Annotated in this window: 22 protein-coding genes and 1 riboswitch; of the genes, 17 read left to right on the top strand and 5 right to left on the bottom strand. The window is 35.9% G+C overall.

Annotated features, from left to right (window positions below):
* Window positions 1–22: 22 nt before the first annotated feature.
* Complete coding sequence (locus AXY_RS11625) at window positions 23–553, bottom strand: DUF6944 family repetitive protein (protein ID WP_015011019.1); 531 nt, start codon at window positions 551–553, stop codon at window positions 23–25.
* A gap of 205 nt (window positions 554–758) precedes the next feature.
* Between AXY_RS11625 and AXY_RS11620 the strand changes: the two genes are divergently transcribed.
* The 3 genes from AXY_RS11620 to AXY_RS11610 all read left to right on the top strand — a co-directional run bounded on the left by AXY_RS11620 (window position 759) and on the right by AXY_RS11610 (window position 4,405).
* Window positions 759–1,169 carry a carboxymuconolactone decarboxylase family protein gene (locus AXY_RS11620; RefSeq protein WP_015011018.1) on the top strand — a complete coding sequence of 137 codons (411 nt, stop codon included), beginning with the start codon at window positions 759–761 and terminating at the stop codon, window positions 1,167–1,169.
* Between the two features lie 268 nt (window positions 1,170–1,437).
* Window positions 1,438–3,864, top strand: a complete 2,427-nt coding sequence (gene lexA, locus AXY_RS11615) for a transcriptional repressor LexA (RefSeq protein ID WP_015011017.1) — start codon at window positions 1,438–1,440, stop codon at window positions 3,862–3,864.
* A gap of 61 nt (window positions 3,865–3,925) precedes the next feature.
* Window positions 3,926–4,405, top strand: coding sequence for a nucleoside deaminase (locus AXY_RS11610; protein ID WP_015011016.1), 480 nt, complete (start codon window positions 3,926–3,928; stop codon window positions 4,403–4,405).
* Window positions 4,406–4,451: 46 nt separating this feature from the next.
* Here the strand turns inward: AXY_RS11610 and AXY_RS11605 are convergent, their stop codons facing one another.
* Window positions 4,452–5,027, bottom strand: a complete 576-nt coding sequence (locus AXY_RS11605; RefSeq protein WP_015011015.1) for a methyltransferase — start codon at window positions 5,025–5,027, stop codon at window positions 4,452–4,454.
* Window positions 5,028–5,240: 213 nt separating this feature from the next.
* Here AXY_RS11605 and AXY_RS11600 point away from each other — a divergent pair, with 213 nt between their 5' ends.
* The 9 genes from AXY_RS11600 (at window position 5,241) to AXY_RS11560 (ending at window position 15,708) form a co-directional block, all read left to right on the top strand.
* Window positions 5,241–5,918 (top strand): RluA family pseudouridine synthase, encoded by a 678-nt coding sequence (locus tag AXY_RS11600; RefSeq protein ID WP_015011014.1) that lies wholly within the window; start codon window positions 5,241–5,243, stop codon window positions 5,916–5,918.
* A gap of 40 nt (window positions 5,919–5,958) precedes the next feature.
* Complete coding sequence (locus AXY_RS11595) at window positions 5,959–6,525, top strand: polysaccharide deacetylase family protein (RefSeq protein WP_015011013.1); 567 nt, start codon at window positions 5,959–5,961, stop codon at window positions 6,523–6,525.
* 15 nt (window positions 6,526–6,540) lie between these two features.
* Window positions 6,541–7,113, top strand: a complete 573-nt coding sequence (locus AXY_RS11590) for a histidine phosphatase family protein (protein WP_015011012.1) — start codon at window positions 6,541–6,543, stop codon at window positions 7,111–7,113.
* A 231-nt stretch (window positions 7,114–7,344) separates the two neighbouring features.
* On the top strand, window positions 7,345–10,245 hold the full coding sequence (locus AXY_RS11585) for a glycosyl hydrolase 115 family protein (protein WP_015011011.1): 2,901 nt from the start codon (window positions 7,345–7,347) through the stop codon (window positions 10,243–10,245).
* Between the two features lie 142 nt (window positions 10,246–10,387).
* Window positions 10,388–11,545: an MFS transporter gene (locus AXY_RS11580; protein WP_041450192.1), complete on the top strand. Its 1,158-nt coding sequence runs from the start codon at window positions 10,388–10,390 to the stop codon at window positions 11,543–11,545.
* 136 nt (window positions 11,546–11,681) lie between these two features.
* Window positions 11,682–11,792, top strand: a riboswitch (SAM riboswitch).
* A gap of 101 nt (window positions 11,793–11,893) precedes the next feature.
* A complete protein-coding gene (locus AXY_RS11575; RefSeq protein ID WP_015011009.1) occupies window positions 11,894–12,919 on the top strand; it encodes a methionine ABC transporter ATP-binding protein in 1,026 nt (341 codons plus the stop codon).
* Entirely contained in the window at window positions 12,909–13,571 is a 663-nt protein-coding gene (locus AXY_RS11570) for a methionine ABC transporter permease (protein WP_015011008.1), read from the top strand. The genes AXY_RS11575 and AXY_RS11570 overlap by 11 nt, the downstream gene beginning before the upstream one ends.
* A gap of 28 nt (window positions 13,572–13,599) precedes the next feature.
* Complete coding sequence (locus tag AXY_RS11565; RefSeq protein WP_015011007.1) at window positions 13,600–14,472, top strand: MetQ/NlpA family ABC transporter substrate-binding protein; 873 nt, start codon at window positions 13,600–13,602, stop codon at window positions 14,470–14,472.
* Window positions 14,473–14,499: 27 nt separating this feature from the next.
* Window positions 14,500–15,708: a M20 family metallopeptidase gene (locus AXY_RS11560; RefSeq protein WP_015011006.1), complete on the top strand. Its 1,209-nt coding sequence runs from the start codon at window positions 14,500–14,502 to the stop codon at window positions 15,706–15,708.
* A gap of 268 nt (window positions 15,709–15,976) precedes the next feature.
* Here AXY_RS11560 and AXY_RS11555 read toward each other — a convergent pair whose 3' ends face one another.
* Together AXY_RS11555 and AXY_RS13230 are read right to left on the bottom strand one after the other, a co-directional pair.
* The gene (locus AXY_RS11555; protein ID WP_015009979.1) at window positions 15,977–17,197 is read right to left on the bottom strand and encodes an IS110 family RNA-guided transposase; all 1,221 of its coding nucleotides are present in this window, start codon (window positions 17,195–17,197) and stop codon (window positions 15,977–15,979) included.
* Window positions 17,198–17,675: 478 nt separating this feature from the next.
* Window positions 17,676–18,017 carry a transposase gene (locus AXY_RS13230; RefSeq protein WP_407919041.1) on the bottom strand — a complete coding sequence of 114 codons (342 nt, stop codon included), beginning with the start codon at window positions 18,015–18,017 and terminating at the stop codon, window positions 17,676–17,678.
* A gap of 36 nt (window positions 18,018–18,053) precedes the next feature.
* Between AXY_RS13230 and AXY_RS11545 the strand changes: the two genes are divergently transcribed.
* Complete coding sequence (locus AXY_RS11545; RefSeq protein WP_015011004.1) at window positions 18,054–18,677, top strand: hypothetical protein; 624 nt, start codon at window positions 18,054–18,056, stop codon at window positions 18,675–18,677.
* A 53-nt stretch (window positions 18,678–18,730) separates the two neighbouring features.
* Here the strand turns inward: AXY_RS11545 and glf are convergent, their stop codons facing one another.
* The gene (glf, locus tag AXY_RS11540) at window positions 18,731–19,834 is read right to left on the bottom strand and encodes a UDP-galactopyranose mutase (protein WP_015011003.1); all 1,104 of its coding nucleotides are present in this window, start codon (window positions 19,832–19,834) and stop codon (window positions 18,731–18,733) included.
* A gap of 187 nt (window positions 19,835–20,021) precedes the next feature.
* On the opposite strand from glf, the gene AXY_RS11535 reads away from it, so the two are divergent.
* The 4 genes from AXY_RS11535 to AXY_RS11520 all read left to right on the top strand — a co-directional run bounded on the left by AXY_RS11535 (window position 20,022) and on the right by AXY_RS11520 (window position 25,709).
* Window positions 20,022–20,732, top strand: coding sequence for a LytR/AlgR family response regulator transcription factor (locus tag AXY_RS11535; protein ID WP_015011002.1), 711 nt, complete (start codon window positions 20,022–20,024; stop codon window positions 20,730–20,732).
* Window positions 20,729–22,036, top strand: a complete 1,308-nt coding sequence (locus AXY_RS11530; RefSeq protein ID WP_015011001.1) for a GHKL domain-containing protein — start codon at window positions 20,729–20,731, stop codon at window positions 22,034–22,036. The genes AXY_RS11535 and AXY_RS11530 overlap by 4 nt, the downstream gene beginning before the upstream one ends.
* A gap of 239 nt (window positions 22,037–22,275) precedes the next feature.
* Window positions 22,276–25,083 carry a glycoside hydrolase family 3 protein gene (locus tag AXY_RS11525; protein ID WP_015011000.1) on the top strand — a complete coding sequence of 936 codons (2,808 nt, stop codon included), beginning with the start codon at window positions 22,276–22,278 and terminating at the stop codon, window positions 25,081–25,083.
* A 107-nt stretch (window positions 25,084–25,190) separates the two neighbouring features.
* Window positions 25,191–25,709: a hypothetical protein gene (locus AXY_RS11520; RefSeq protein WP_015010999.1), complete on the top strand. Its 519-nt coding sequence runs from the start codon at window positions 25,191–25,193 to the stop codon at window positions 25,707–25,709.
* Window positions 25,710–26,095: the final 386 nt, after the last annotated feature.

The raw sequence follows: 26,095 nt of genomic DNA, 5'->3' as shown, positions 1-26,095 counted from the left end.
TATGCAGTTTATGGATTGAGTATTAACTATTATTTTGGTAGATAGCTTGCATAAATGCACCAATTGTTTGCAACCAACTACCGATTAAATTTGTTAGTTGTCCTTGTTCATTTGGGCCTAATTTTACTGCTAAGGCCTGTAAAGCATTACCGGTTGCCTGAAGAATGTTAGCGTACAGATTTAAAATATCATTTAAAGATTTACTTTCTATTTGTAGATAATCGGGTATCGATACAATACTGCCAAGTGATTGGAGTAAATCACCTTTTATATTTAAGTTTTTTTGAGTTCCTTTTGAGTGCACAAATATAGATAGGACCACAATTGAATTTCCAATTGCCTGAATTTTATTACCGACAGTTGATAATGAAATGTCACTTGCGCTTTCAGCAATAAGAGCATTTCCTGTAGCTTGCATTGTATTGCCGATTAGCGATAAATATGTTTGGACGCTCTTGCTAATTTTTAAAGATGGGGTATTACCTAAAGCTGGGAGGAGCGTTCCAATAGCTTGTATCCATGAGCCTAGTAATGCTTTCAATTCACTATCCATTTTAATCCTACCCTTATAAGTGTATTTTCAATATTATATTCAGACTATGTGATTGTTGAGTAGGTTTCTCTGATTGGTTAATGTATTCATGACTAAACCAAAAATAAGAAAAAAGGAATCGAATTTTTAGATTATTTGTGTTTACTTAGTTAATGTACTAGAATTGTTAGAAAATACTGACTAATAAAGATGAGGTGGAGTTAAAATGACTAGTGATCGCTATCAAAAAGGAATTAAGAAGATTCAACAGTTAACACAATCACCTGATGATAATCCAACAGGTTTTATGGATATTGGTGAGGGTTTTAGTGATATTGCACCTGATTTAGAAAAGTATGTTGTTGAGTTTGCTTTTGGCGATATTTATTCAAGACCTGGACTAGATGATAAACTGAAGGTGTTGACGACAATTACGGCACTCGTTGCACAAGGGAAACCCCAAATTGAAATGCATATAAAAACAGGTTTAAGTGTTGGGTTAACGCCTGAAGAGATTGTCGGATGTATCATGCACTTAATCGTTTATGTTGGATTTCCAAGTGCATTGAATGCTTTAAAAGTAGCTCAAAAGGTATTTAGAGAACAAGGCATCACGGTAACATCTCCGGAAGACTAATTAGACATTTCATTAATTGAACATATAGACTGTAAGACTTCAAAATATAATGAGGTTTTCGGTCTATTTTTTATTTCTGTAAGTTTTATAGCAATTTAGTTAGCTATGATGCATTTTTACATTTTCTATTTGTTTTTTCCAAAATATCCACTAAATTTTCAATAATAGCAACAAATCCCTAAAATCGGTTAAAAATTTAGATATTAAGTGCTATGATAAGAGTAATTAATACTATTCAATTAAGGGCTGCAATGAGAGGGGTATATTAATGAAGCTAAATGTGGAACAAAGGAAAATTATTGAATTGGAACCTTCTGGTCATTCTCTTATTAAAGGGGTTGCTGGTTCAGGAAAAACCACTGTGGCAATTCGGCGGGTAACATTTTTGAAAAATCATTATTGCCCTGAAGATGATGATAATGTTCTACTTGTGACATTTAATAAAACACTCTTAAAATATATCAAATATCAGTATGAGAACCAAAGCAATTCTGAGGAAGGTTTATTGCAGAGCTTCTTTGAATCAAGTAGCGATGTTGAGATCACTAATATTGATCGGTTAATGTTTTCATATTTTAGAACTTATCTAAAAAAATATAAAGTGTCTTATCAATTGGCTAATACGGCAATGCAACGTAAGGTTTTACTAAAAGCGCTTTTACATTTAAGAGATAAGTTCAGTGATATTAGGATTTTCTCACCTAAATATAGTAGCTTTTTATTAGATGAGATTGAGTGGATTAAAGCCTGCGATATCCCAGATTTAAATGCTTATCAAGAGATTGATCGGATTGGAAGGGCAATTGAAGGTGAAAATACACCGCAAAAGTTAACGAAAAACTCAAGAACGAGAGAGGCTATTTATCAACTTATGGAGCTTTATGATCAGCTCTTGATGAAAGAAGGATATATTGATTTTAAAACGATGAACCTTTTAGCTTTGAAAGCAGCCGCCGAATTCCCTAGGAAGAAGTATACTCACATCATTATTGACGAGAGCCAGGATTTATCTAAAGTACAATTGAAATTTATCAATCTACTATATCAGCAGAAGAGCTACTCATCAATCATGTTCGTTGTAGATAATACTCAAAGTATATATTCGCAGTCTTGGTTAGGGAAGGGTAGACCGTATACAACGATAGGCTATGATATGAGTGGTCGTTCTCGCACTCTTTCAAAAAACTATCGGACTACTACTGAAATATCAAAAGCTGCTTATGGACTAATAGAACATGATGAAGCAATTCAAGGTAATATCGATTTTGTGAAACCGGCATTGATTGATCGTCATGGGCATGCGCCAATCTACCAGTACTTTGTAAATGAGCAAAAGCAGGCTGAATTTTTAATTGAAGAGATACACGCATTACAAAATGATTATCAATTGCGAGATATATGTATTGTAGCTAAAGAGCACCGCCTAATTGAGAGTATTGCAACGACATTAAACCAGACGAAGATTCCATGTGAGATTTTAACAGGTGATGATGCACAATTTGAAACGAACTCGGTTAAGCTTGTGACAATGCACTCAATTAAAGGGCTCGAGTTTAAAGTCATTTTCTTAGTTCATTTGGATAAGGATGTGATTCCAAATGATGTTTATGGAATACGTGATGAGACAGTTTATACTGAAGAACGTAAGTTAATGTATGTTGGTATGACTCGAGCAAATGATTTACTTTATATGACATCTGTTCGGGCCCCGTCTCCATTTATTAAAGAATTGGATTACGATTTGTTGCGGATGAAGAGAGATTCACGAATTCGACCATTTCATTCAATTCCAATTCAGGATTATTTATTCATTGATCAGCTTGTTGATTTGAATGCGAAAGAAGAAGTCATTAGACAATGGTTAATTAGTGAGTTAATTAAAACATTCGGTTATCCTGCTGAACTAATCCAACTTGAATATCCAGTTCAACTATTTTCAAAGCGGGGCTATGTAGATTTAGCTGTTTCTATTGAATTTAATGGGGAAAGAATTCCTTATATTTTTGCTGAGGTAAAAGCATTTGCTACAGGAATTGAGACAGGGGCAGTACAGCTGAAGTCATATATGCGTGCAAATGAACATGTGCGCTATGGTATTGTAACTGATGGTGTGGATCTGATCATTTTTGATCGTAATGAAGAGATTGTTTTAGATATTCCACCATGTCAACCCCAGTTTTTACCGAACGCAAAGCGGACAAGAATATATATGGATTTACGGCATAATCGAACATATGATTATGTGCAAGATACAGAGGATGAAATGAATATTGAGGTTGTTGATCCTTTTACCAAGATGGTTGTTAATGCTGAAGCGAATGTAAAAGTTCCATTACTGGGTGATGTTGCTGCAGGTTTACCTGTGACAGCAATTGAAAATTTTGAAGTAATGATTCCTCTGCTTGATCAATGGGTTATTCAAGAAAACCTCACCTTCGCATTGCGTGTGACGGGAGATAGTATGATAAACGCTGGAATTGATAAAGGCGATATTGTTATTGTGCATCGTCAAGAGGCAGTGGTAAATGGTGATATTGTGGTCGTTATCATCGGTGATGAAGCCACAATGAAACGGATTATGTTTATGGGTGATACACTGTTACTAATCTCAGAGAATACAAACTATGAGCCGATTCAAATGAATCCAAGTGATGTGGTTATTAATGGTAAGGTAATAGGCGTTCTGAAGAAATAAGTGAGTCTAAGTTCCATAATTGTTACCTATTTGACAAGATTGCCAAAAAGGAGACTGACAGATGATTAGTAATCAAGATATAAAACATTTACGTCGTTGTGTTGAATTAGCAAAACAGGCATTAGAGAAGGGAGACGAGCCTTTTGGTTCAGTCCTTGTTTCAGCAGAAGGTGATGTGTTATTCGAGGATCACAACCATGTTGCAAGTGGTGATCATACACAGCATCCTGAATTTGCGATCGCTAGGTGGGCGGCAGAAAATTTATCACCAGAAGACCGAAGTCGTGCAACAGTGTATACTTCTGGTGAACACTGTCCGATGTGTGCAGCCGCACATGGATGGGTAGGTTTAGGACGAATTGTATATGCTAGTTCTTCTGAGCAGTTAGTTCAGTGGTTAAATGAATTTGGTGTTAAGCCATCACGGGTACGTAATCTGCCGATTCAAGATGTGATTCGTGATACCCAAATTGATGGTCCCGTACCAGAACTTGCAGAAGAAGTGCGCGAACTTCATCGAAGGCTTCATCAAGGAAGTTAATAAAAAATCGGTGTCTTTCATTTTAATTGAGAGACACCGATTTATTTTAGTCTAAGCGGTAAATTAAGAACTTACCATAACGCCCGTGCTTCTTATAAGCTTTAATTTTATTGATTAATCTAAAGGGCGTATGATTTTTGAGAAAGTCTTTAAACTCTGGTAATGGATAATAGAAAACAATGTCTACAGTACGACTATGTTCTAGTACCGAATCTAAAATATTATAGACGACTTTTTTAAATATTTTTATTGAAAAAGGATGAAAGAAATAGAATACGTTGTCCTCTGGCTTAATCTGATAATGTTCAGCAAGGCCAAATTTAAATTGAATCGGGGCTTGTAAATGGGTATTTTTCATTTTATAGAGTTCTTTATTTCTTAATGCTTCATCAAATGTTAGGTCATTCATTTCGATACCAGTAACCGGTACATCAAAGTGATAATGGAGGAAAAAAGAGACTCTTCCTTTTCCGCAACCAAAATCAACAACGTGATCCTCAGGTCTTAACTTATAATGTTCAATTAATTGCTCCAATGCTATGTATGGTGTTGCTTCATAACGGTTATATGCTGTCTGCATCTGTTGTGATTCTCTAAGTCCATCTGTTTTGACTTGGAGCATTTGATCAAATTTCCTTTCTATCAATCTTACAAATTCACTCCATCTCTGTATAAATATTCTACCTATCTATTAATACATCGTTTGATAATGAAGTCAAGTCATCTTAGATCTTGAGTGGAATAGATAACAAACTCCATAAGTACATTGTATTCTTCTGTGAGATCATTAATAATACATGTTATGATAAGTTCAACACAATTAAGGAGATAGACAATGAACATACCAATTTTATATGAAGATAATCATTTATTGATTGTTGAGAAGCCAGTTAACATTCCAGTACAAGAAGATAACAGTAAGGATGCTGATTTATTAACAATCCTAAAACAAGATTTAAAAGTTCGCTATCAAAAGCCGGGTAACGTTTTTCTTGCATTGGTTCATCGTTTAGATCGTCCCGTTGGTGGCGCAATTGTCTTTGGTAAGACTTCTAAGGCAGCGTCAAGGCTGTCGGATATGATTCGAAGACACACGATTGATCGTGAATATTTAACAGTTGTTCATGGTAGGCCGAAGCAAAAGAAGGCCAAGCTTGAGCATTATCTGCTAAAAGATAACCGTAAGAATAAGGTATCGGTTGAATCGGCTAAGCACCCAAATGCAAAAAAAGCGATTTTAGAATATGAAGTGATTGATTCTAAAGAAGGATTAAGCTTACTTAGAGTGAAGCTACATACTGGGAGGTCTCACCAAATCCGTGTGCAACTTTCAACAATTGGTCATCCCATTTACGGTGATCAGAAGTATGGACAAAAGCTTAATCAACCTGGGCAACAAATTGCACTCTGGGCACACACACTTTCATTTGAGCACCCAGTCCGAAAAGAACCATTGAGTGTTAAATCAGCACCACCAGAAACATTTCCTTGGGATTTATGGCGTTTTATGTAGTAAAATAGAGAAAAACAGATCAGAAAAGGATGGTTAACAAATGGTAAAAGTTGATAAAAAATCTGTTGCTTTAACGTTTGATGATGGTCCAAATCAAACCTATTCTTTAGAGGTGCTTAAGCTGTTAGAAAAGTATCAAGCTAAGGCGACTTTCTTTTATATTGGTAATCAGATTGAGGCAAATTTAGACGTCGTTGAACAAGTAGTAGCTAAAGGACATGAAATTGGTAACCACACATGGAGTCATCCAGATTTAACTAAAATAAGTCCTGAAGAAGTTAAGCAGGAAATTGAATCTACGTCTGAAATAATTAAAAAGGCAGTAGGCAAAGTACCAGTTATTTTCCGTCCACCGTATGGTGAGATTAATGATCAGGTTGAATCAATGACTGAGTTATCTCCCGTGCTTTGGGAAGTAGATTCAGAGGATTGGCGGACACAAGATCCGGATGAGATTTATCAACTCGTAACAGATAATGTGGAAGATGGTTCGATTGTTTTACTACATGAGATTCATCAAGGAACAGTTGATGCACTTGATCGAATCTTGAAGTTTTTAGTTGAGGCAAACTATCAATTTGTTACTGTATCAGAACTAAATCGTTAAAGGAGCACTCAATCTATGACAACGGTATACTTTGTTAGGCACGCAAAACCTGATTTTTCAATCCACGATGACTTAACTCGGCCTCTTACAAAAGAAGGACTTCAGGATAGTAAACGAGTGACAGATTTCTTGATTGATAAACAAATTGATCACGTTTACTCTAGTCCATATCTGCGTGCGATTGACACAATTAAGGATTTTGCAAAAAGAGCGCAGCTACATATAAAGTTAGTAGAAGATTTCAGAGAGAGAAAAGTAAGTGATGAGTGGATTGAGGATTTCGATGGTTTTGCCAAAAGGCAGTGGCAAGATTGGGATTATAGGCTTCCAGATGGAGAAAGCTTAAATCAAGTTCAACGAAGAAATGTTGCTGCATTGAGAGAATTGATTAATCAGCATCCGAATCAGAATATCGTGATCGGTACACACGGTACGAGTATGAGCACGATGCTCAATTATTTTGATCATCATTTTGATTACCAATTCTTTAACCGAATTAAACATGAGATGCCATTGATCATCTGTGCAAAATTTAACGGTGAGAATTTGGTGGATGTTGAGGAATTCACTATTAACGAGTTAAATTAACATTAAAAGTTAATCATTAGTTTTTCAACAAAAACATAGAGTTTGACTGGTTGAAATATATTAGTCTTATAGTACGCTAGGGACAGTGGTTGTAAGTGTCATATAATGACCTTTTTATATCAATCGATGCTCCTAGCGTTTTAATTTTGGTTATAGTCATTTTTGTAAGTGCTTACAATCGTTTAGTTTGGAAGTTTTTAATTAAAATATATTGTTAGAAAGGATATTATAATGGATTTTACACTGAATCAAGAGATGTTAATGACTGACACTAAATCAGGTGCGTTATTTTATCAAGAGGAAGAAGCTCTGAGTGGAGTAAGAAAAATTGCCAACAAAGTCATGCATGATGTTGAGCTTGTTTTTGGCTATCAACCAGAAGCTACTAAAGATAGGGATATGCTAAGTCGTCATGCTGTATTGTATGGAACAGTTGGGCATAGTCCACTATTAGATGAACTCAATAAAAAGGAACTAATTGACCTAACAGAGATAGCAGGGAAGCGTGAGGTGTTCTTATTCCAGGTAGTTGATCAACCTATTCAAGGTGTAGAAAAAGCATTAGTCATTGCAGGTAGTGATAAGCGGGGAACGATTTATGGTTTGTTCCACTTATCTGAAAAGTTAGGCGTATCTCCTTTAGTTGATTGGAGCGGTGTTTTGCCAGCTCGTAAAGAGTCATTTTCACTAAAAGGTGACTATAAATATGTATCTAAAGAGCCGTCAGTTAAGTACCGCGGATTCTTTATTAATGATGAGTGGCCTGCATTTGGTAATTGGTCAGCTAAAAACTTTGGTGGCTTTAATGCTGAAATGTATGATCATGTCTTTGAATTACTACTAAGATTAAAAGGGAATTACCTCTGGCCAGCGATGTGGTCTGCTCGCTTTAATGACGACGGTCCAGGATTGGCTAATGTGGAATTAGCCGATGAATATGGTGTTATTATGGGAGCTTCGCATCATGAACCGTGCTTGCGTTATGGTGAGGAGTACAAGTATTTACGTGGTCCTGATTCAATTTATGGTGATGCTTGGAACTTTATAACGAATAGAGAGGGTATCACGAAGTTTTGGGAGGATGGATTAAAGCGTACAGGTCACTTTGAAAATATTATTACAATCGGTATGCGTGGTGAAGCAGATACGAAGATTATGGGTGAAGATGCAACGCTAGAAGATAATATTAATCTATTGCGAGATGTCATCCAAACGCAAAATAAGTTAATTAAAGAACATGTTAATCCAAACCTAAAAGAAGTACCGAGAATGTTGGCACTTTATAAAGAGGTTGAACCGTTTTTCTATGGTGATGAAAATACTCCTGGCTTAATTAACTCTGAAGAGCTAGAAGATGTTATTTTAATGCTTTGTGATGATAATCACGGTAATTTACGCACGCTTCCAACTGAGGATATGCGTAAACACTCAGGTGGCTATGGTATGTATTATCACTTTGATTACCATGGTGGCCCAGTTTCGTATGAGTGGATCAATAGCTCATACTTGCCGAAGATTTGGGAGCAAATGACGATGGCTTATGACTTCGGTGTACGAGACTTATGGATTGTGAATGTTGGTGATATCGCTACTCAAGAGCTGCCATTGTCGTTCTTCCTTGATTTAGCTTATGATTTTGATAAATGGGGAACAAATGCGATTAATAAGACTGATGATTATACAAAACAGTGGATTGAACAACAATTTGCAGGTGTGTTCAATTTAGAGCAAAAGGATAAGGTTTTTGAATTATTAAATGGCTATACTAAAATAGCTCATAACCGTAGACCTGAAGCAATGAATGTTGATGTCTATCACCCTGTAAACTACCATGAAACGGATCAATTACTTGATCGAATTGATCATTTATTAGGACTGGCAGAAGAATTGTATCAGGAAGTAGATCAACAACATTTTACAGCTTACTTTGCATTAGTTTATTATCCAACTGTTGGCAACTTAAATCTACAGAAAATGTGGTTACTCAACGGTAAAAATAAATATGCTGCTCAATTAAACCTTATTGAGGCGAATAAGCTAGCTGAACAAGTAAAGGCTTGTCTGAAGAGGGATCAGGAGATTGTTGATGAATATCATACGATTGCTGATGGTAAATTCTACGGTATGGGGTTATCCGAGCATATTGGTTTTGTTCATTGGAATGAAGATGAGAATAAAAACCCTGTCCTATCCTATGTGTTACCGGTGAATAAACCAAGACTTCTTGTCTCAATTGATGGTACAGAACTAAGAAGTGAAGGTAGTCCATGGCATGTGAATACTTTGCCATTAGTCGACTTCTTAGAGCCAGATGTGAATCAAGCTTCGTTTACTATTTCAAGTGTGAGCGAGAAAAAAGCAGAGTATCATATTTCTACTGATCAGGATTGGTTATCATGCTCAGCAGCAAACGGCGTTTTAGATGGTAAAAATAAATTGTCAGAAACGATCCATGTATTTGTTGATCGAGATGGGTTAGCTGATCAAGCTGAAGGACGCATTACAGTTAAAACACCAGTTGGCAAAGTGACGATTGTCGTTCCTGTAGTTAATAACGATTTTACAAATTATCCAGATATGACATTTGTAGATACAAAAGGTTATATCTCAATAGAAGCAGAACACTTTGCTACTCAAAAGGCGACTGAAAATCTAGATGGTACGCTGAATCGTTTTGAAGTCCTAGATGGCTACGGTAAGACTTTATCAGCAATTAAAGCATTCCCGACAGATACACATTATCAAGTTGGTAAAGATGCACCATTTGTTGAGTATCATTTTGTTACACAGGAAGCGGGTGTATATGAGCTTGAATTTTATTTACAGCCATCCAACCCTGTAACGCGAGAGGGTACAATGTATGCTGGTATTCAAGTCAACGAAAATGATGTTGATGTAATCAATGTCCTTCCTGATGGTTATCATGTAGATGGACCACACTGGGGAATAGATGTGATCAATAATATTCGTACAACTAAAACAAAAATAACTTGTGAGCAAGGCTTAAATAAATTACGAATTTATGCAGTAAGCCCTGGCTTTGCGTTAGAAAAAATTGTCATTTACCCGGATGGTAAAAAGTTAGCTAATAGCTACTTAGGTCCGAATGAAACGTATTATGTTGGTAGATAAAATAAATAGTATTACGAAATACCCAAAAGCAAAATAGCTTGCTTTTGGGTATTTTTTTATCTCTTCTGTTCTAGTTTTTTTGGAAAAACCATATAGATAGGTTAGCTAGATTAAATAATTTTATAGAAAAGGGATAATGAAAATGATCTATATAATTTTCGCTTTATTGTTTGTTTCAGTATTTGAAGTCTTTGCACATAGCTCAATTATCAGTTCGTTTATGGTTGTCTTGGGCGGGTCTGATATGATGCTAATTATTTTATTTGTTGTGTATTTAATGGCGGTAATGATCGGAGCCATTCTTTCTGGTTATTTGATTGATCAAGTAGGTGCAAAATTCATTTCAATCATTGGGTTGTTCGCAGTATCTGGGATATTAGTTGTTTATCTATTTGTTCATTCACCGGGTCAATTGTTAACGATTAGATTTGTCCATGGCTTATTTAGTGGGTTTTTATTTACTAGTATACTTGTTCAATTATCAACAATTGAGACATCAGTAGTTAAAGGTAGTTTTATAAAATATTCAGCTTGTATCATATGTCTGGCTTCATTTCTTGGATCAAGTTTTGGTGTTATTATGAGCAAACATTTTGTTGTTGAATCTGTATTTTACTCAATCAGTTTGTTAATATTTGCGCTCGGTGTTGTTAGTATTTTTATAATAAAAGAACCTGAAGTAGCGCAACGAATATTAAGCTTCTCAAAATACCTTAAGGCGACATTTGTCTTAGTCAATCAATCAGTAATGGGCTATAGCTATTCTGCTGCGCTATTATTGATGTTTACTCAAGGCACATTGCACTACCTACTACCACAAAAAATAGCTACATTAGGAGAATCATCTAGCTTAACGGTGTATTTGCTCACTGTTTTTATTCTAGTTAGTAGTATTGTATTACTCCTACCAACTAAAAAACTCTTTGAGCGTTTTTCAACAGAGATCATCATAATCTTTGGAATGCTAATATTGTCTTTATGTCTATTCATGATTAGTTTTATTAATTTAGTTCCCATTCTGTATATATTAATGACCATGTACGGGTTTGGATTTGCTTGTGTATTATTACCGATTTTACAAGGTGTTGTAGAGGGTCCTTCAGACGTTAATCGAGGCATTGGCTTTGGATTATTAATTTGTTTTATGGCATTTGGTGTGTTGGCAGGGCCATTTGTTACAGGCGTTTTTCCGACTATTTCACTATCATTTTTAATTGGTGGATTTATTTTAGCGCTCTGTTCAGCTTATTATGGATTCTCGATTAAACTAAATCAAATAAACTCAATGATTAACAACTAATCCCAGGCGAATCAATTTTTATAGAATTTAGTTTATTAACTTAATAATAAAAATTTTCAAAAAACGGTTGACAATTAAAAAGTTCGCTATATAATTGGATTTACAACTTTTAATAAAAAACTAAATAGTTTGTTTTTTCTTATCCAGAGAGATGGAGGGACTAGGCCCAATGATATCTCGGCAACAGATTCATTTATGAAAACTGTGCCAATTCCTACAAGTGCGATATGCATTTGAAAGATGAGAAAGAGCGGTTTCTAATTTTCGGATAGAATCCTTTCTTTTCATCTTTTGAAAAGGAAGGATTTTTTGTTTTTGCAAAAGTTTTCTATGTGGGGGGAATGGTTCGTGATTAAGTTCAGTGATGTATCCAAAACGTTTACGATTGGAAAAAGGCAGGTTCATGCTGTTCAAGATGTGTCACTCGAGGTGAGTGAAGGTGATATTTTTGGCATTATTGGCTTTAGTGGTGCTGGAAAAAGTACATTATTACGGCTTGTTAATCAGTTAGAGCGACCGACAAAGGGCTCGGTTTTTATCAGGGATATAGATATTAGTAAGCTATCGGCCAAACAATTGCGGAAGCAGCGGAGCCAAATCGGGATGATTTTTCAAAACTTTAATTTATTAACATCACGTAATGTTGCTGGAAATATTGCTTATCCACTTAAAGTAGCCGGCTATAACAAACATGAGATTAAAGAACGAGTTACTGAATTACTTGAATTCGTTGGATTATCTGATAAAGCCAAGGACTATCCTGAACAGTTGTCAGGAGGTCAAAAACAACGAGTAGGCATTGCAAGAGCACTTGCTTCGTCTCCTGAGATTTTGATTTGTGATGAAGCAACCTCAGCTTTAGATCCAGAAACAACGCAGGATATCTTGAGGTTGCTAAAGAAGGTGAATCGTGAACTAGGCGTAACCATTTTATTAATCACTCACGAAATGCATGTAATTCAATCTATTTGTAATAAAGTTGCGGTAATGGAAAGTGGTCGAGTGATTGAGTCAGGTCCGGTCTTTGATGTTTTTACAAATCCGAAGCATACGACTACACGTCGCTTTATTCAATCGGTACAAAAAGATTTACCTTCAGATACGATTTTACAAGAGTGGCAGAGAAATAATGGCGGCAAATTATATCGTGTTATCTTCAAGGGTTCATCTACTGTTGATCCATTACTATCAACGATTACAAAGAAATACAACGTAGATTTTAATATTATTTATGGCTCAGTCCAGGAATTACAGGAGCAGCTTTTTGGCAATATGATAATTTCTCTTATTGGGGATGAAGGTAATAAGCAAAAGGTTCTAACTGAATTATCGAATCTAGTTGAAGTGAGGGAGGTTGATATTAATGAACGTTGATTGGATAACTTTTTGGCCGAGAGTCGTTGAAGCAACAGGTGAAACGATCTTCATGGTTGCGAGTACACTGTTCTTCGGTACAATTTTAGGCTTAACGATTGGGTTATTGTTATATGTTTCAAGAGATAATCATCTGCTTGAAAACAAGTTTGTCTTCAATCTATTAAACTTTGTTATTAATTTAATTCGCCCAATTCCATTTATTATATTTTTAGTTGCAATTTCACCAATTACGCGTCAAGTCATTGGCACAACGATTGGTACGGTTGCTGCGATTTTCCCAATGACGATTGTGGCGAGCTTTTCGATTGCTCGAGTTGTTGAAAATAACCTTGTCAATATTGATCCAGGTGTCATTGAAGCAGCTCAGGCTATGGGGGCAGGTCCATTGAGAATCATTTGTACTGTGCTAATCCCAGAAGCGCTTGGTCCACTGATCCTTGGCTTAACATTTATGACAATTAGTTTAATCGACTTTTCAGCAATTGCAGGAACAGTTGGAGGGGGTGGTTTGGGACATCTGGCAATGACTTACGGCTATCAACGGTTCGATACAAGTGTGATGGCGGTGACGGTGTTAATATTAATCGTTCTTGTTCAAAGTGCTCAGTGGGTTGGTAACACAATTTCTAGAAAGATCATGAGAAAGTAATTTTTGAAAATAAGGGAGAGATCTAATTATGAAAAAGTTTAAGAGTTTATTAGTTTTACTTGTCGTCTTGTTTCTAGTCGCGTGTGATTCAACAAGTGGTAAGACTGCAACAGCAGATGATCCTGTACTTGTCAAAATTGGAGTGAACGGTTCAGACGGTAAGCAGTGGCCAATTTTAAAAGAAAAAGCTGCAAAAGAAGGCATTGAAATCGAGTTAGTTGAGTTCACCGATTATACAATTCCAAACAATGCACTTGCTGAAGGTGAAGTTGATTTAAATGCTTTCCAACACTTTTCCTTCTTAGCACAGTACGTTAATGAAAGTGGCAATGACCTTTATCCGATTGGTTCAACAGTTTTTGCACCGTTAGGTCTTTATTCAGAAAAAATAACAAATATCAGTGAATTAAAAGCAGGCGACAAAATTGCAATTCCAGATGACCCATCGAACCAAGCACGAGCATTGCGATTATTAGAGAGCGCTGGTTTGATTACACTTGCAGATGATTTTGGTCTGTTTGGTGATCCAAGCAAGGTAATAGATAACCCACTAAATCTTGAAATTATCCCAATGGTAGCACAGCAAACACCGCGCGTTTTACCAGATGTCGCTGGATCTATTATCAACAACGGAATTGCCGGTCAGGCTGGTTTTGATCCTGCGAATGACCCAATTTACAGAGAATCAGGTGAGGATGAGAGTGTCTATCCATACATCAATTTGATTGCAGCTCGAACAGAAGATAAAGATAACGAAGTCTATAAAAAGATTGTTGAATTGTATCAAGAACCAGATATTGCAGCAGCCATTGCTGAAGATACAAATCACGGGTCGTTTATTATTGAGTTATCCGATGAGGAAATTGAACAGTTATTTGAGGAGTTAAAGCAAGGGAATTAAATTAAAAATTCATAGGGGGAATTTATAATGACAATTAGTAAAACTGTAGAACAGAGGCTATTTGAGTCAATTGAAGAAAACCGAGAGTTATACATTAAAACAAGTCATCAAATTCATGAAAAACCTGAAATCGGCAATCAGGAGTACTTTGCTTCTGACCTTCATAGTTTTAATTTGAAAAAGTTTGGTTTTCAAGTTGAGCAGGGTGTCGCAGGACACGAAACGGCATTTTATGCAGTTAAGGATAGTAAAAAGCCTGGCCCTACTATTGCATATCTTGCAGAGTACGATGCATTACCTGGTCTTGGTCATGCATGTGGTCATAATATAATTGGAACAACAAGTATCGCTGCTGCAGTTGCGTTAGGTGAAGAGATTGAAAAGACAGGCGGCCGTGTTGTTGTTCTAGGTACACCAGCTGAAGAGGGGGGCCCTAATGGTAGTGCGAAGGGTAGTTTTGCAGATCAAGGCTTCCTAGAGGATGTTGATGTTGCTTTAATGCTACATCCAGGTGGTAAAACAAGCTTAACACCTGAATCATTAGCTGTTGACCCACTCGACTTTAAATTTTATGGTAAGCCAGCACACGCCTCTGGTGCACCACATTTAGGTGTCAATGCATTAGATGGTGTGATTCAATTATTTAATGGTATAAACGCCTTACGACAACAACTACCTAGTGATGTTCGGATTCATGGAATCATTACGCATGGCGGAGATGCACCGAATATTATCCCTGAGTTTGCATCGGCACGATTTTATATTCGTGCGGAATCATGGAAGAAGACCGAAGAAACATCTGAAAAGGTGCGTGCAGTTGCAAAGGGAGCAGCTTTAGCAACGGGTACAAAAGTTGTTATCGAACGTTTTCAAAATGTGGTTAAAGATTTAGTGCCAACACCGCTATTAGATGAAGTATTGGCAGAAGCATTAACAGCGGTTGGTGAAGAGGTTATTATTGAAAAACGAAAAGGTAAAGGTTCAACAGATGCAGGTAATATCAGTTATGAAGTTCCAACTGCACATGGTGGTATTAAGATTGGTCCGGATGATTTAGCTGGTCATACTGTCGAATTCCGTGAAGCGGCAAAATCACCTGAAGGAGATCAAGCAATTATTACAGGTGCTAAAGCTTTAGCGATTACCGGGTACCGCTTGTTAACTGATCAAGATTTATTAAATAAAGTAAAAGAAAATCATCAGCAAGCGCTCGAACAAAAACGTGCCTTAGCATAATTAAAAGGTTCAATGTCAAATAGTGTCGGTTGGTTTTATAATTAGCTGAGAATAAATTTCTATTAATTTTAATTAAGATACAACTTGTTCACCGCAGGTGAAATACACTCGCTTTCTTACGTTTAGTCAAGTGTTTAAATCCCTTTTTTTAATTAATTCCCGGAGGGGTACCCCTCCGGGAATTAATTAAAATTTTGCACTTCGAATAGACCTTGTGTTTTTTGTCTTTTTTCAAGGTCTATTGTGTTATAATTAAATCATAGTATGATTATTGTTGGCTTGAAGCTTTCTCATAATCATACAATAGGTCGTTTTGAATAAGATGAAATGTGACTTTCAAGAATTTATTCATACAAGCGACTACTGCAACCTTATGATGCTTATTATAGGGTTGTTTTTTTAATTTATAATAATAATCAACTAAATGATTTATTTGTTTTCCTTTAGCAGAAAGCATTGAGACAATCATAAAATACAAAATACCACGCAGTCTACTATTACCTCGTTTATTTATACGATCTTTATACTCCATATTTCCAGACTGATATCTTACGATATCTATACCGGCGTATGCATTTAGTTGTTTATTATTTTTAAAACGTGTTAAATCCCCTAGTTCAGCTATGATTCTACAGGCTAATTTATCTTTTATTCCGGGAAATGACCGAAGGATCCTGTATTCTTTACGGTCTTTTGACATTTCTGTCATTCTTTGAATGATTTCATCTTGCTCTTCCTCCATCTCTAATATTTTCTTGGCATAATCCCTTACTAACTCACAAGAATAGTCTGTTTCATCAACTGCTGGAAATGAATCCTTTGCGATTTCAATCAATAAAATTGCTCTTTCCTCTAACTTTTTTAATGAATAGTTTTTCTTAGTGCATTTTTTAATACGATTTTTAATAACTGTTTTAGATCGTTTTAATATCAAGTTTGGGTGAGGGAATACTTGTACAAGATTATAATAAAGTTTTGATTTGTTAATAAAAGCCGTATCAAAGTCTGGGAAAGATAATTGTAATGATGCATGTAGTCGATTTTTGTACTGAATCTTCTCTTTCATAATCTCATCATAGCGACGTGACATTGTACGCATCTGTTCGTAATAAGAATCTTCGCGATAAGTTTGGAAATAATCGTTTTTAAAATGATTCTTAGCCAGTTGATGCGCATCACTTATATCTGTTTTGTTTCTTCTTAGAGATTGGGTGTTAAGGTGTGCTAATAAAGGATTTAAAGAATAATAAACGAGATTATTCTCTCGTAAGAATCGTTCTAAAGCAGCCGAATATACTCCAGTCGCTTCAAAAACAAATTCTAAGGTATAATTATTCTTTTCACTTAGATCTTTAATGATTTTACTTAAATTAGAGAATCCCGTTTTTGAATGAATTAACCTCCCTTCAAATTCACAGTTACCTTGCTCGTTGTAAGCGGCCATGGTACTACTCTTTCGACTAACGTCGAAAGCAATAACGCATCTCATTTTCTTCTCCTCCTTAATATTTTTGTAGAAGTCTCCACTTTACCTTATCGATTCCACTTTCTTATACACGGTCTCTGGGGACCCAACATACTAAGCTGATTCAAATAAGGGAGTGAAGTTAGCCAGTTTCCGATCGTCGAACTCAAGGTCCTTAGCGTGATTCGGCTTTACTTCACTTCTACTATAAAAAAATAGTAGCACAAAACCTGGCCTAGGTCTTGTACTACTAATCTTAGTATGTTTCCGCGGGCACGGTTTTTAGCTAACTAAGGCAAGCAAAGAGCGCTTGCCTTAGTGGATCTTCAGCTCGTGCTGGGACTGCGATTACTCGTCCCACCGAAAAGACTTATTCCCGCAGGAGTCTCGTGTATTTCACCTGCTGTTTTTCACTTCCTAATTAAATGGCTGCTATTTTAACTAAGCAGTTTCCTCTTGATTTCGTTCCTCTATAAATGTAAGTGATCTAACCTTATGGTTATCATTCTTTATTAATTATTAGACTAATCATAGCTCTTGTTTTTAGATGATCAAAATTTCTATATCCAAACCCGGTACGTTTCATTGTTTTTATTTTATTGTTTATCCCTTCTAAATGTCCATTTGATAAATTATAGTGACAAGAATTTTGAATCGCTTCCGAATAATATTCTAAAGTTTGAAGGGTTGTTCGTATATATCTCCGGAGTGGTCGCTCTTTACTACGCTGTAGGTGGTATTTAAAATGATTGAAATTACCGATGAACAAGCTGTATTTTAAATCATTAATTAGCTCATAGATCCAACTAAATTCTGTATCAATTGATAAGAGAGAATTAACCATCATTTTTTCAGTCAAGGAATCTACTGGCCTTTTTCTATGAAAACACAAAAAAGGTGTCAGCGAATTCGAAAAAAGAACTTACCAACACCAAAAATTATCGAACCTAATAAACTCATTAGGTGCATCAGTAGGTTTTTGTCATGCAAAATTGGAATTCATTTTAGGGGTATTTGGAAAGAACTTGTCGTTACAGCTATCTCAATTGTTGTCCTTGCAACAGCAATAATCGGTTTCTCAGAATTGTTAAACAAATCCTTCACCAAAATAGTAGGACCAGTTATCGCTTTAAATGAACGGGAAAGTAACAGCAATCTATCAGTACATAATAATCTCCAAAGTTTCGAAATTGGAGATGAAATAATTGAGCCGGAAATAAACATGTATGGTAGTGAAGACAACAATGTGGAAATATTAACCTGTGATTTTGAGGGCAAAGATATTGTGCTTTCTTTAAACTATGGGATTCCCGATAATGTAAGTGACTATGAGGGTAAAGTAGTTATTTCTGTTGATAGTGAAGAAGTAGAAACCTATTCTGATAAAGTCCATGCTTCTTCTGAATTTAATATCGACAAGGTAAATGAACTTACAATAACAATTGAAGGAAATGCAAAGTTGTGGGATGTTACCTTTAAAGAAATGAAGTATTGGTGGAACTAATAAGCTAATTAGGCGTCAAAAACGAATCGTTATCTTGACGCCTACTAGGTTTGCTATTTGCCAAACTCTTTTTCAACCGTTACTAATGCTTCACCAATCACTTGATGCATATCATAATATTTATAGTTAGCCAATCTTCCACCAAAGATGACTTTAGCTTCTTGATCAGCTAGATCTTTATATTTTTTATAGACCGTATTATTTTCATCATCGTTAATTGGATAGTATGGCTCAAGCCCCTGTTCCCACTCCATTGGATATTCTTTTGTGATGACGGTTTTCTCTTGTTTACCAAACTCAAAGTGTTTATGTTCGATAATTCGTGTATACGTCGTTTCACTGTCAGTATAGTTAACAACGGCATTCCCTTGAAAATTGTCCGTATCATCTAAAACATTCGTTTCAAATTTCAAACTACGATAATTTAGGACGCCAAATTGATAATCGTAAAATTGATCAATCATACCTGTGAAAACAATTTTATTTGCGAGTGTTTCTAATTCCTCTCGCTCTTTAAAGAAGTCGGTTTTTAATTTAACATCAATTCCATCAAGTAACTTTTCAAAGATTTGAGTATAACCCCCAACAGGAATCCCTTGAAATCGATCATTAAAGTAGTTATTATCATAAGTGAAACGAACGGGGAGTCTTTTAATAATAAAAGCAGGTAGTTCATTTGCTGGCCGACCCCATTGTTTTTCTGTATAACCTTTAATTAATTTTTGATAAATATCGGTACCGACGAGCGAAATAGCTTGTTCTTCTAGGTTGCTCGGTTGTGAAATATTAGCGGTCTTTCTTTGTTCCTCTATCTTTCGTTTTGCTTCTTCTGGACTCGTTACTCCCCATAATTTATGAAATGTGTTCATGTTAAAAGGAAGATTATAGATTTCTCCCTTATAATTCGCAATCGGTGAGTTTGTATACCGGTTAAATTCAGCAAATTGATTCACATAATCCCAAATACGTTTGTTGTTAGTATGGAAAATGTGAGCACCATATTCATGAACTTGAATTCCTTCGACTTCTTTTGTGTAAACATTTCCGCCAATATGGTTGCGCTTATCGATTACTAGGCACTTTTTGCCCCTTTGTTTTGCTTCATAGGCAAAAATCGATCCAAATAGGCCGGCACCAACAATTAAATAATCATACATAGCTTAGATACTCCTTTTGTACATCGATAAAATATTTCTGTTTTTCATATTATTTCACAAGCAAAACCAATTAGCAATGCTAGGGGGGAAACTTGTATAACCATAGAGGTGTTTGTAGTATAATGTATAGTAACTAGACTATATACGACACGATTGGAGTATAGGAGAAATTTTTAGGAGGATAAAAATGATACGAGTTGCAATTGTAGAAGATGAGGTTAATTATCAAAAGCAGCTGATAGAGTATCTTCAAAGGTTTGAGAAAGAACGAGATGAAGCCATCCAAATTGAAACCTTTACCGACGGTGATCAATTTGTTGAAAATTATCAGGCACAGTTTGATCTGATTTTAATGGATGTACAAATGCCGTTGATGGATGGTATGTCGGCGGCAGAGGAAATTAGAAAGATAGACTCAGAGGTCGTGATCATCTTTATTACGAATATGCCACAGTTCGCCATTAAAGGTTATGCTGTTGATGCTTTGGACTATATCCTAAAACCAATTTCATACTTCCAGTTTTCAGAACGCTTAAATCGTGCAATTAATCGGATGGAAAGAAGAGAGACTCAACATGTGACAGTTAAATTGAAAGATGGTGTCATACGGCTAGAGACTTCTGATATTTACTTTATTGAGAGTCAGGGGCATGATCTAATTTTTACGACAAAGAAAGGGAGCTATGTTGCAACGGGAACAATGAAAGACTTAGAAAGTGAATTAGAGAAATTCCATTTCTTTCGTGGGCACCGAGGTTATTTAATCAATTTACAGCATGTCGATGGCACAAATGAAAACGGCGCTATAGTGGGTGGAGCAGAAATCCCAATTAGTCGTTCTAAAAAGAAACCTTTTATGAAGGCGCTCGCTAGTTATTGGGGTGAGGTGATTAAATGATTGATGTTCTCCCTGATATTCCACGAGTATATACAGCGTTAGCCGAGTGGATCGCTTGTATTATTTATATCTCTATCTTGAAAAGGCATCTGAGACGTTCCCATCTTGTCTTGTTCGCTAGTCTCGCTTTAATTGTTCAAATCACCTTTTTGGTTGTAACCGATTATTTATCGCTAGCTTTTTGGATTCCAAGTATGGCGATGGCTGTTATATTAATGTTTATTTTTATCTATAAAAGCACACAATTAAACTTTTTGGATGCGGGTTACTTTACGGTCAAAGCATTTGTTTTGGCAGAGTTAGTCGCTTCTTTTCAATGGCAGTTACATAATTTTTTCTGGAAACAGGGCTTCACAGATTCTTTACAAGAAATCATTTTATTGATTTTAGTCTATGGCAGTGCGTTTTTGGCTATTTGGTTTTTAGAAAGAAAGCATATTCCAGAAGACGGTATGATGAATGTTAGTCGACGTGAATTAGTTTCTGTTGTTGTGATTGGGGTTGCCGTTTTTGCGATTAGTAATTTAAGTTTTGTCACATCAAAGACACCTTTTAGTGGTCAATATGCGCAAGAGATTCTTAATATTCGTACCTTAGTTGATCTAGGTGGATTCACAATCTTGCATGCGTATCATCTTCAATTAACTGATCTAAGAATTAAGCATGAGTTAAGAGCTATGCAATATATTCTGCAAAGTCAATATACACAATATCAACAATCTAAGGAAAGTATTGAGATGATTAATTATAAATATCATGATTTAAAAAATCAGATTATCGCTCTAAAAGCAGAGACAGATTCAGATAAGAGACATGCTTATTTAGAAAAGATGGAAGAAGAAATTAAAGCATACGAAGCTGAACACAAAACAGGCAACCATGTATTGGATACAGTTCTTAAAAGTAAAAGTTTATACTGCATCAAGAATGAGATTACATTAACTTGTGTAGCAGACGGATCATTACTAAATGGAATGAGTACAGCTGATATTGCTACAATTTTTGGGAATGCTTTAGATAATGCAATCGAATATGAACAAAAGGTTAAAGACAAGGAGAAAAGGCTGATCCATGTATCGGTTTTTTCAAAAAGGAATTTTATTATGATTAGAGTAGAAAATTACTTTGAAGGTGATTTAATAATTGAAGGTGATTTACCTAAAACGACAAAACGAAATACATACCTTCATGGTTATGGCTTAAAAAGTATTCAACATACAGTTCAGAAGTATGGTGGTGTGGTGAATGTTAATCAAAATGGGAATTGGTTTGAGTTGGAAATTTTGATGCCAAAACTGAATTAGAGTCTTTTTTAGACGACTGGATGAGCGTAAGTATGCACATCCAGTTTTTTTAATGAATGACAGTTCATGCGGAAATAGGTACAGCTCGTGAAACTTAAAATAATATTAAAAAAGACGTGCTATGATATAAAATATAATTTGAAATTGTGATTTAAATGAAAGCGTAGACAAATGATGTGGTACTATTTCAAAGCTAGCTTTCATTTAGAGAAGAGTTTTAATCATTAGGAGGATTTGCTATGAATGTGGCCAGTATAACTAGGATAATATTTATTGCGGTTGTTATCATATCTGCATTGATATTAACTGTGGCTTTTATTAGGGGTAGGAAGAAGCGTAAGATTGGTGGAGTTATAAACAGAAAGCAAAAGTGGGGAACTGCTTTGCTTAGTCTCTTGTTGATTATTGTTGTTGTTGCAAATGGGGCTATCTATGAGTTAAATAACATCATTAATCAATACTTTTCAACAGTTGTGGTTAATGAGGCAACTGTAACAGAAGCGGCAGATGCATCGAGAGACTTAACGCAAAAGATTGTAGGAGAAGGAATTGTTCTTTTGGAAAATAAGGAAGGTATCCTACCTTTAGATGGGTCTTCAAAAATTAATGTATTTGGTATGTCGTCTATTCGCCCGATATATGGAGGTATAGGCTCAGGAGCAGGAGATGAATCGGCTAATGTGACTTTACAACAAGGGCTTGAACAAGCAGGGTTTACAGTGAATGACGAGTTAACAATGTTTTATGAAGATCGCGCCCCTGCGGAGAGTTCTACTAACATCTTTGCTCTACAGGGTGGTAATTATGACATATTTGAACCTTCAGCTAATGAATATAGCGAAAGTATAATTAATAATGCGAAGGAATTTTCGGATGTAGCTCTCGTCATGTTTTCTCGAAGTGGTGGGGAAGGTGGCGACTTGCCGATGGATATGTCGAGCTATGAAGGTGGCGATGCTGATAAACATTACTTAGAGCTACAAAAAGTAGAAAGTGATATGCTTGAATTGGTAAAGAGTAACTTTGATAAGGTAATTGTCGTAATCAACTCTTCAAACGCAATGGAATTAGGTTTTCTTGAAGAGGAAGGTATTGACGCTGCTTTATGGATTGGAGGACCTGGTTCTACTGGATTTACTGCTGTTGGGCAGGTGCTTTCTGGAGAAGTGAACCCCTCTGGCCGACTTGTCGACACTTATGCTTATGATTTAACTACAGCACCAGCTTATTATAACGCAGGAAACTTTGACTATGTTAAAAATGGTAAGACTACAGGTGAACATTATTTAGAGTACGCTGAAGGTATTTATGTGGGTTATCGTTATTACGAGACACGATATGTAGATAACGAAACTGGTGAAGTTGATCAGGAAGTTTATGATGACGTAGTTCAATACCCATTTGGATACGGAAAGAGCTTTACGGAATTCACACAAGAACTTGTATCACATGATGAAAAAAACGGGAAAATTTCAGTTGAGGTAAGGGTTACAAATACAGGAGATGTTCCGGGCAAAGAGGTCGTTCAAGTTTACTATACACCGCCATATATCATAGGTGGAATTGAAAAATCTCACGTTGTATTAGCGGATTTTGGAAAAACCAAGATTCTTGAACCAAATGAATCAGAGACAGTAACGTTAGAGTTTAATGTCGAGGACATGGCGTCTTATGATTATAAGGATAATGGGTGCTATGTGCTGGACTCAGGTAATTATCAAATTAAGGTGATGAGTGATGCACATAATGTGATTGACTCATTTGACTATAGTGTTGAGAAAACAGTAGTTTTTAATGAAGACAATCCACGTTCGGGTGATTTAACGGCAGCGGTGAATCGTTTTGATGATGCTTTAGGTGATGTTACTTATGTATCACGTGCTGACTGGGAAGGTACATTACCTAAAGAACGAGTTGAAACAAAAGAAGCATCAGATGAGTTACTCTATACTCTAAATGCCAATAATGCAGTAGCAATATATGCTCAGGATGATGATACTGGAATCGCGGATATCACTACTGGTGCAAATAATGGCTTAGTCTTGGAAGATATGGTTGGCATCGATTATGAGGATGAGAAATGGGATAAGTTACTAGACCAATTAAGTGTAAGTGACATGTCAAACCTTATTGGGTATGGTGGATTTGGAACAATAGAGGTCGAGTCTATTAAAAAAGACCGAACAATTAATATTGATGGTCCTGCTGGGCTAAATTCATTGACAAACAGCGACCTCAAAGGTGTCCAGTTTCAGAGTCAAGTAGTTTTGGCTTCAACATTTAATAAGGAACTTGCAAATGAAATGGGTATCGTTTTTGGAGATGAAGCTGTTAGCCGAGGTGTTGCAGGTCTATATGCGCCCGGGGTTAATCTACATCGCACACCATTTTCAGGTAGAAACTTCGAATACTATTCAGAAGATCCGATTTTAACTGCTAAAATTGGGAGCGAATTTGTTCAAGGGCTTAAATCAAGAGGTGTTTTCGCAACGGTTAAACACTTTGCATTAAACGATCAGGAAATAAATCGTTCAGGTGTAGCTGTATGGTCTAATGAACAGGCTATCCGAGAATTGTATTTGAAGGCTTTTGAGGATATTGTAAAATCCGGCCAAACAACAGCGATAATGAGCTCTTACAATAGAATTGGAACTGTTTGGGCAGGTGGAAATAAAGCATTACTCACAGATGTTTTGAGGAATGAATGGGGCTTTGTTGGTATGGTTATATCTGATTACGCTAATGGTGATTATATGAATGTTGATCAAAGTATTCGTGCAGGTGGCGACATCATGCTAAGTACATTGGGAGACACACCGACAGAGGCTAGTACATCAACTCATACAGGTAAGCAAGCTATGCGCCGAGCGACTAAAAACATCTTATATACAGTTGTAAATAGCCATGCAGTCACAGAACCTGTAACTTATGGGTTCCCATACTGGTTACTGTTATTGGGTACTATCAATTTTGTATTACTAGGAATAAGTCTAACTGGCTTTATAAAGCTAACATCAACAAAAGAAAGTCTAGAAAAATCAAAATAATCAAAGGTATATCAATAAGCTGTTATTTTGTTTTAAAATAGTAATTTTATATTGATCACGTTATTAAATAAGTACTTTACTAATTATAATTTATGGAGGTTTAACTAATGAAAAGAGAAATGATGAAACGATTAATGGTGTTCGGAATGGTAGTATTAATGGCTCTATTTATGGTTGCGTGTAGTGAAAATGATGATATTCCAGAAGCTGAAGCGCCAGTAGATACAGAAGAACAAACAGAAGGTGAAGATTTGAATAACGATGTGGAAGAAGAGGGTGTTGAAGAAGTGGCTCCTGCGAGTACAGATGAACTTCTTGCTTCAGTGGCAGATGAGGATTCATACTTAATACTTGAAGGTGTAGGTGCTGGCTGGGCTCCAACTATTATGGTGTTATTGAATGATGGGACATTTTATGGCTTGGTAGACTATGCTGGAGAGGCTACAGTTAAATTTGTTGAGGGTGGATATGAAGAAACAGATGGAGTAATTACGACTAAAGGTACGCAGTATAATACAGGAGAAGAAATAGAGTACGAAATTACATCTTCGGATGGAGTATATACAACAACTATTGCAATACCTGATGCAGGCATTGATGTAGAGCTAACTGGAACTTTAGAGTAAATAAAGTAGTCATTCACAACCCGTTAAGTGATTGCTAACTTAATGGCTGAATTAAGGTTAGATATTTCTATCGGCTTATTGTTAGAAGTAAAATAACTAATACTCAATTTGAAAGCAGTCTATATAATATTTAACAACAAATGGATAGGTAATCCTAGTAGAGGTTACCTATCCATAAAATAGAATATTGCGATGTTTATCAACGATTATTTTCCTCACTTAAATGACAGGGAAAATGAGTTTATATCTATTGATATGTGTGTTTAGAATTAGTTTTCTAATTAACAACTTATAAATCAAACTTAGGTAATAGAGTGGTTTATCAGGGCTAAAAATGGCGTTATAGATGTCGGAATATTCAGATAATTGAAGTTGCATTTATATTT

The sequence above is a fragment of the Amphibacillus xylanus NBRC 15112 genome (assembly GCF_000307165.1).
Lineage (GTDB): Bacteria > Bacillota > Bacilli > Bacillales > Amphibacillaceae > Amphibacillus > Amphibacillus xylanus.
The sequence above is the reverse complement of the archived record's forward strand: the minus strand, read 5'-3'. Positions and strand labels throughout refer to the sequence as shown.

Coding starts and splice junctions, on each gene's coding strand:
- AXY_RS11625 (WP_015011019.1), bottom strand. CDS start 553: ATGGATAGTGAATTGAAAGCATTACTAGGCTCATGGATACAAGCTATT.
- AXY_RS11620 (WP_015011018.1), top strand. CDS start 759: ATGACTAGTGATCGCTATCAAAAAGGAATTAAGAAGATTCAACAGTTA.
- lexA (WP_015011017.1), top strand. CDS start 1,438: ATGAAGCTAAATGTGGAACAAAGGAAAATTATTGAATTGGAACCTTCT.
- AXY_RS11610 (WP_015011016.1), top strand. CDS start 3,926: ATGATTAGTAATCAAGATATAAAACATTTACGTCGTTGTGTTGAATTA.
- AXY_RS11605 (WP_015011015.1), bottom strand. CDS start 5,027: ATGCTCCAAGTCAAAACAGATGGACTTAGAGAATCACAACAGATGCAG.
- AXY_RS11600 (WP_015011014.1), top strand. CDS start 5,241: ATGAACATACCAATTTTATATGAAGATAATCATTTATTGATTGTTGAG.
- AXY_RS11595 (WP_015011013.1), top strand. CDS start 5,959: ATGGTAAAAGTTGATAAAAAATCTGTTGCTTTAACGTTTGATGATGGT.
- AXY_RS11590 (WP_015011012.1), top strand. CDS start 6,541: ATGACAACGGTATACTTTGTTAGGCACGCAAAACCTGATTTTTCAATC.
- AXY_RS11585 (WP_015011011.1), top strand. CDS start 7,345: ATGGATTTTACACTGAATCAAGAGATGTTAATGACTGACACTAAATCA.
- AXY_RS11580 (WP_041450192.1), top strand. CDS start 10,388: ATGATCTATATAATTTTCGCTTTATTGTTTGTTTCAGTATTTGAAGTC.
- AXY_RS11570 (WP_015011008.1), top strand. CDS start 12,909: ATGAACGTTGATTGGATAACTTTTTGGCCGAGAGTCGTTGAAGCAACA.
- AXY_RS11565 (WP_015011007.1), top strand. CDS start 13,600: ATGAAAAAGTTTAAGAGTTTATTAGTTTTACTTGTCGTCTTGTTTCTA.
- AXY_RS11560 (WP_015011006.1), top strand. CDS start 14,500: ATGACAATTAGTAAAACTGTAGAACAGAGGCTATTTGAGTCAATTGAA.
- AXY_RS11555 (WP_015009979.1), bottom strand. CDS start 17,197: ATGAGATGCGTTATTGCTTTCGACGTTAGTCGAAAGAGTAGTACCATG.
- AXY_RS13230 (WP_407919041.1), bottom strand. CDS start 18,017: ATGGTTAATTCTCTCTTATCAATTGATACAGAATTTAGTTGGATCTAT.
- AXY_RS11545 (WP_015011004.1), top strand. CDS start 18,054: ATGAAAACACAAAAAAGGTGTCAGCGAATTCGAAAAAAGAACTTACCA.
- glf (WP_015011003.1), bottom strand. CDS start 19,834: ATGTATGATTATTTAATTGTTGGTGCCGGCCTATTTGGATCGATTTTT.
- AXY_RS11535 (WP_015011002.1), top strand. CDS start 20,022: ATGATACGAGTTGCAATTGTAGAAGATGAGGTTAATTATCAAAAGCAG.
- AXY_RS11530 (WP_015011001.1), top strand. CDS start 20,729: ATGATTGATGTTCTCCCTGATATTCCACGAGTATATACAGCGTTAGCC.
- AXY_RS11525 (WP_015011000.1), top strand. CDS start 22,276: ATGAATGTGGCCAGTATAACTAGGATAATATTTATTGCGGTTGTTATC.
- AXY_RS11520 (WP_015010999.1), top strand. CDS start 25,191: ATGAAAAGAGAAATGATGAAACGATTAATGGTGTTCGGAATGGTAGTA.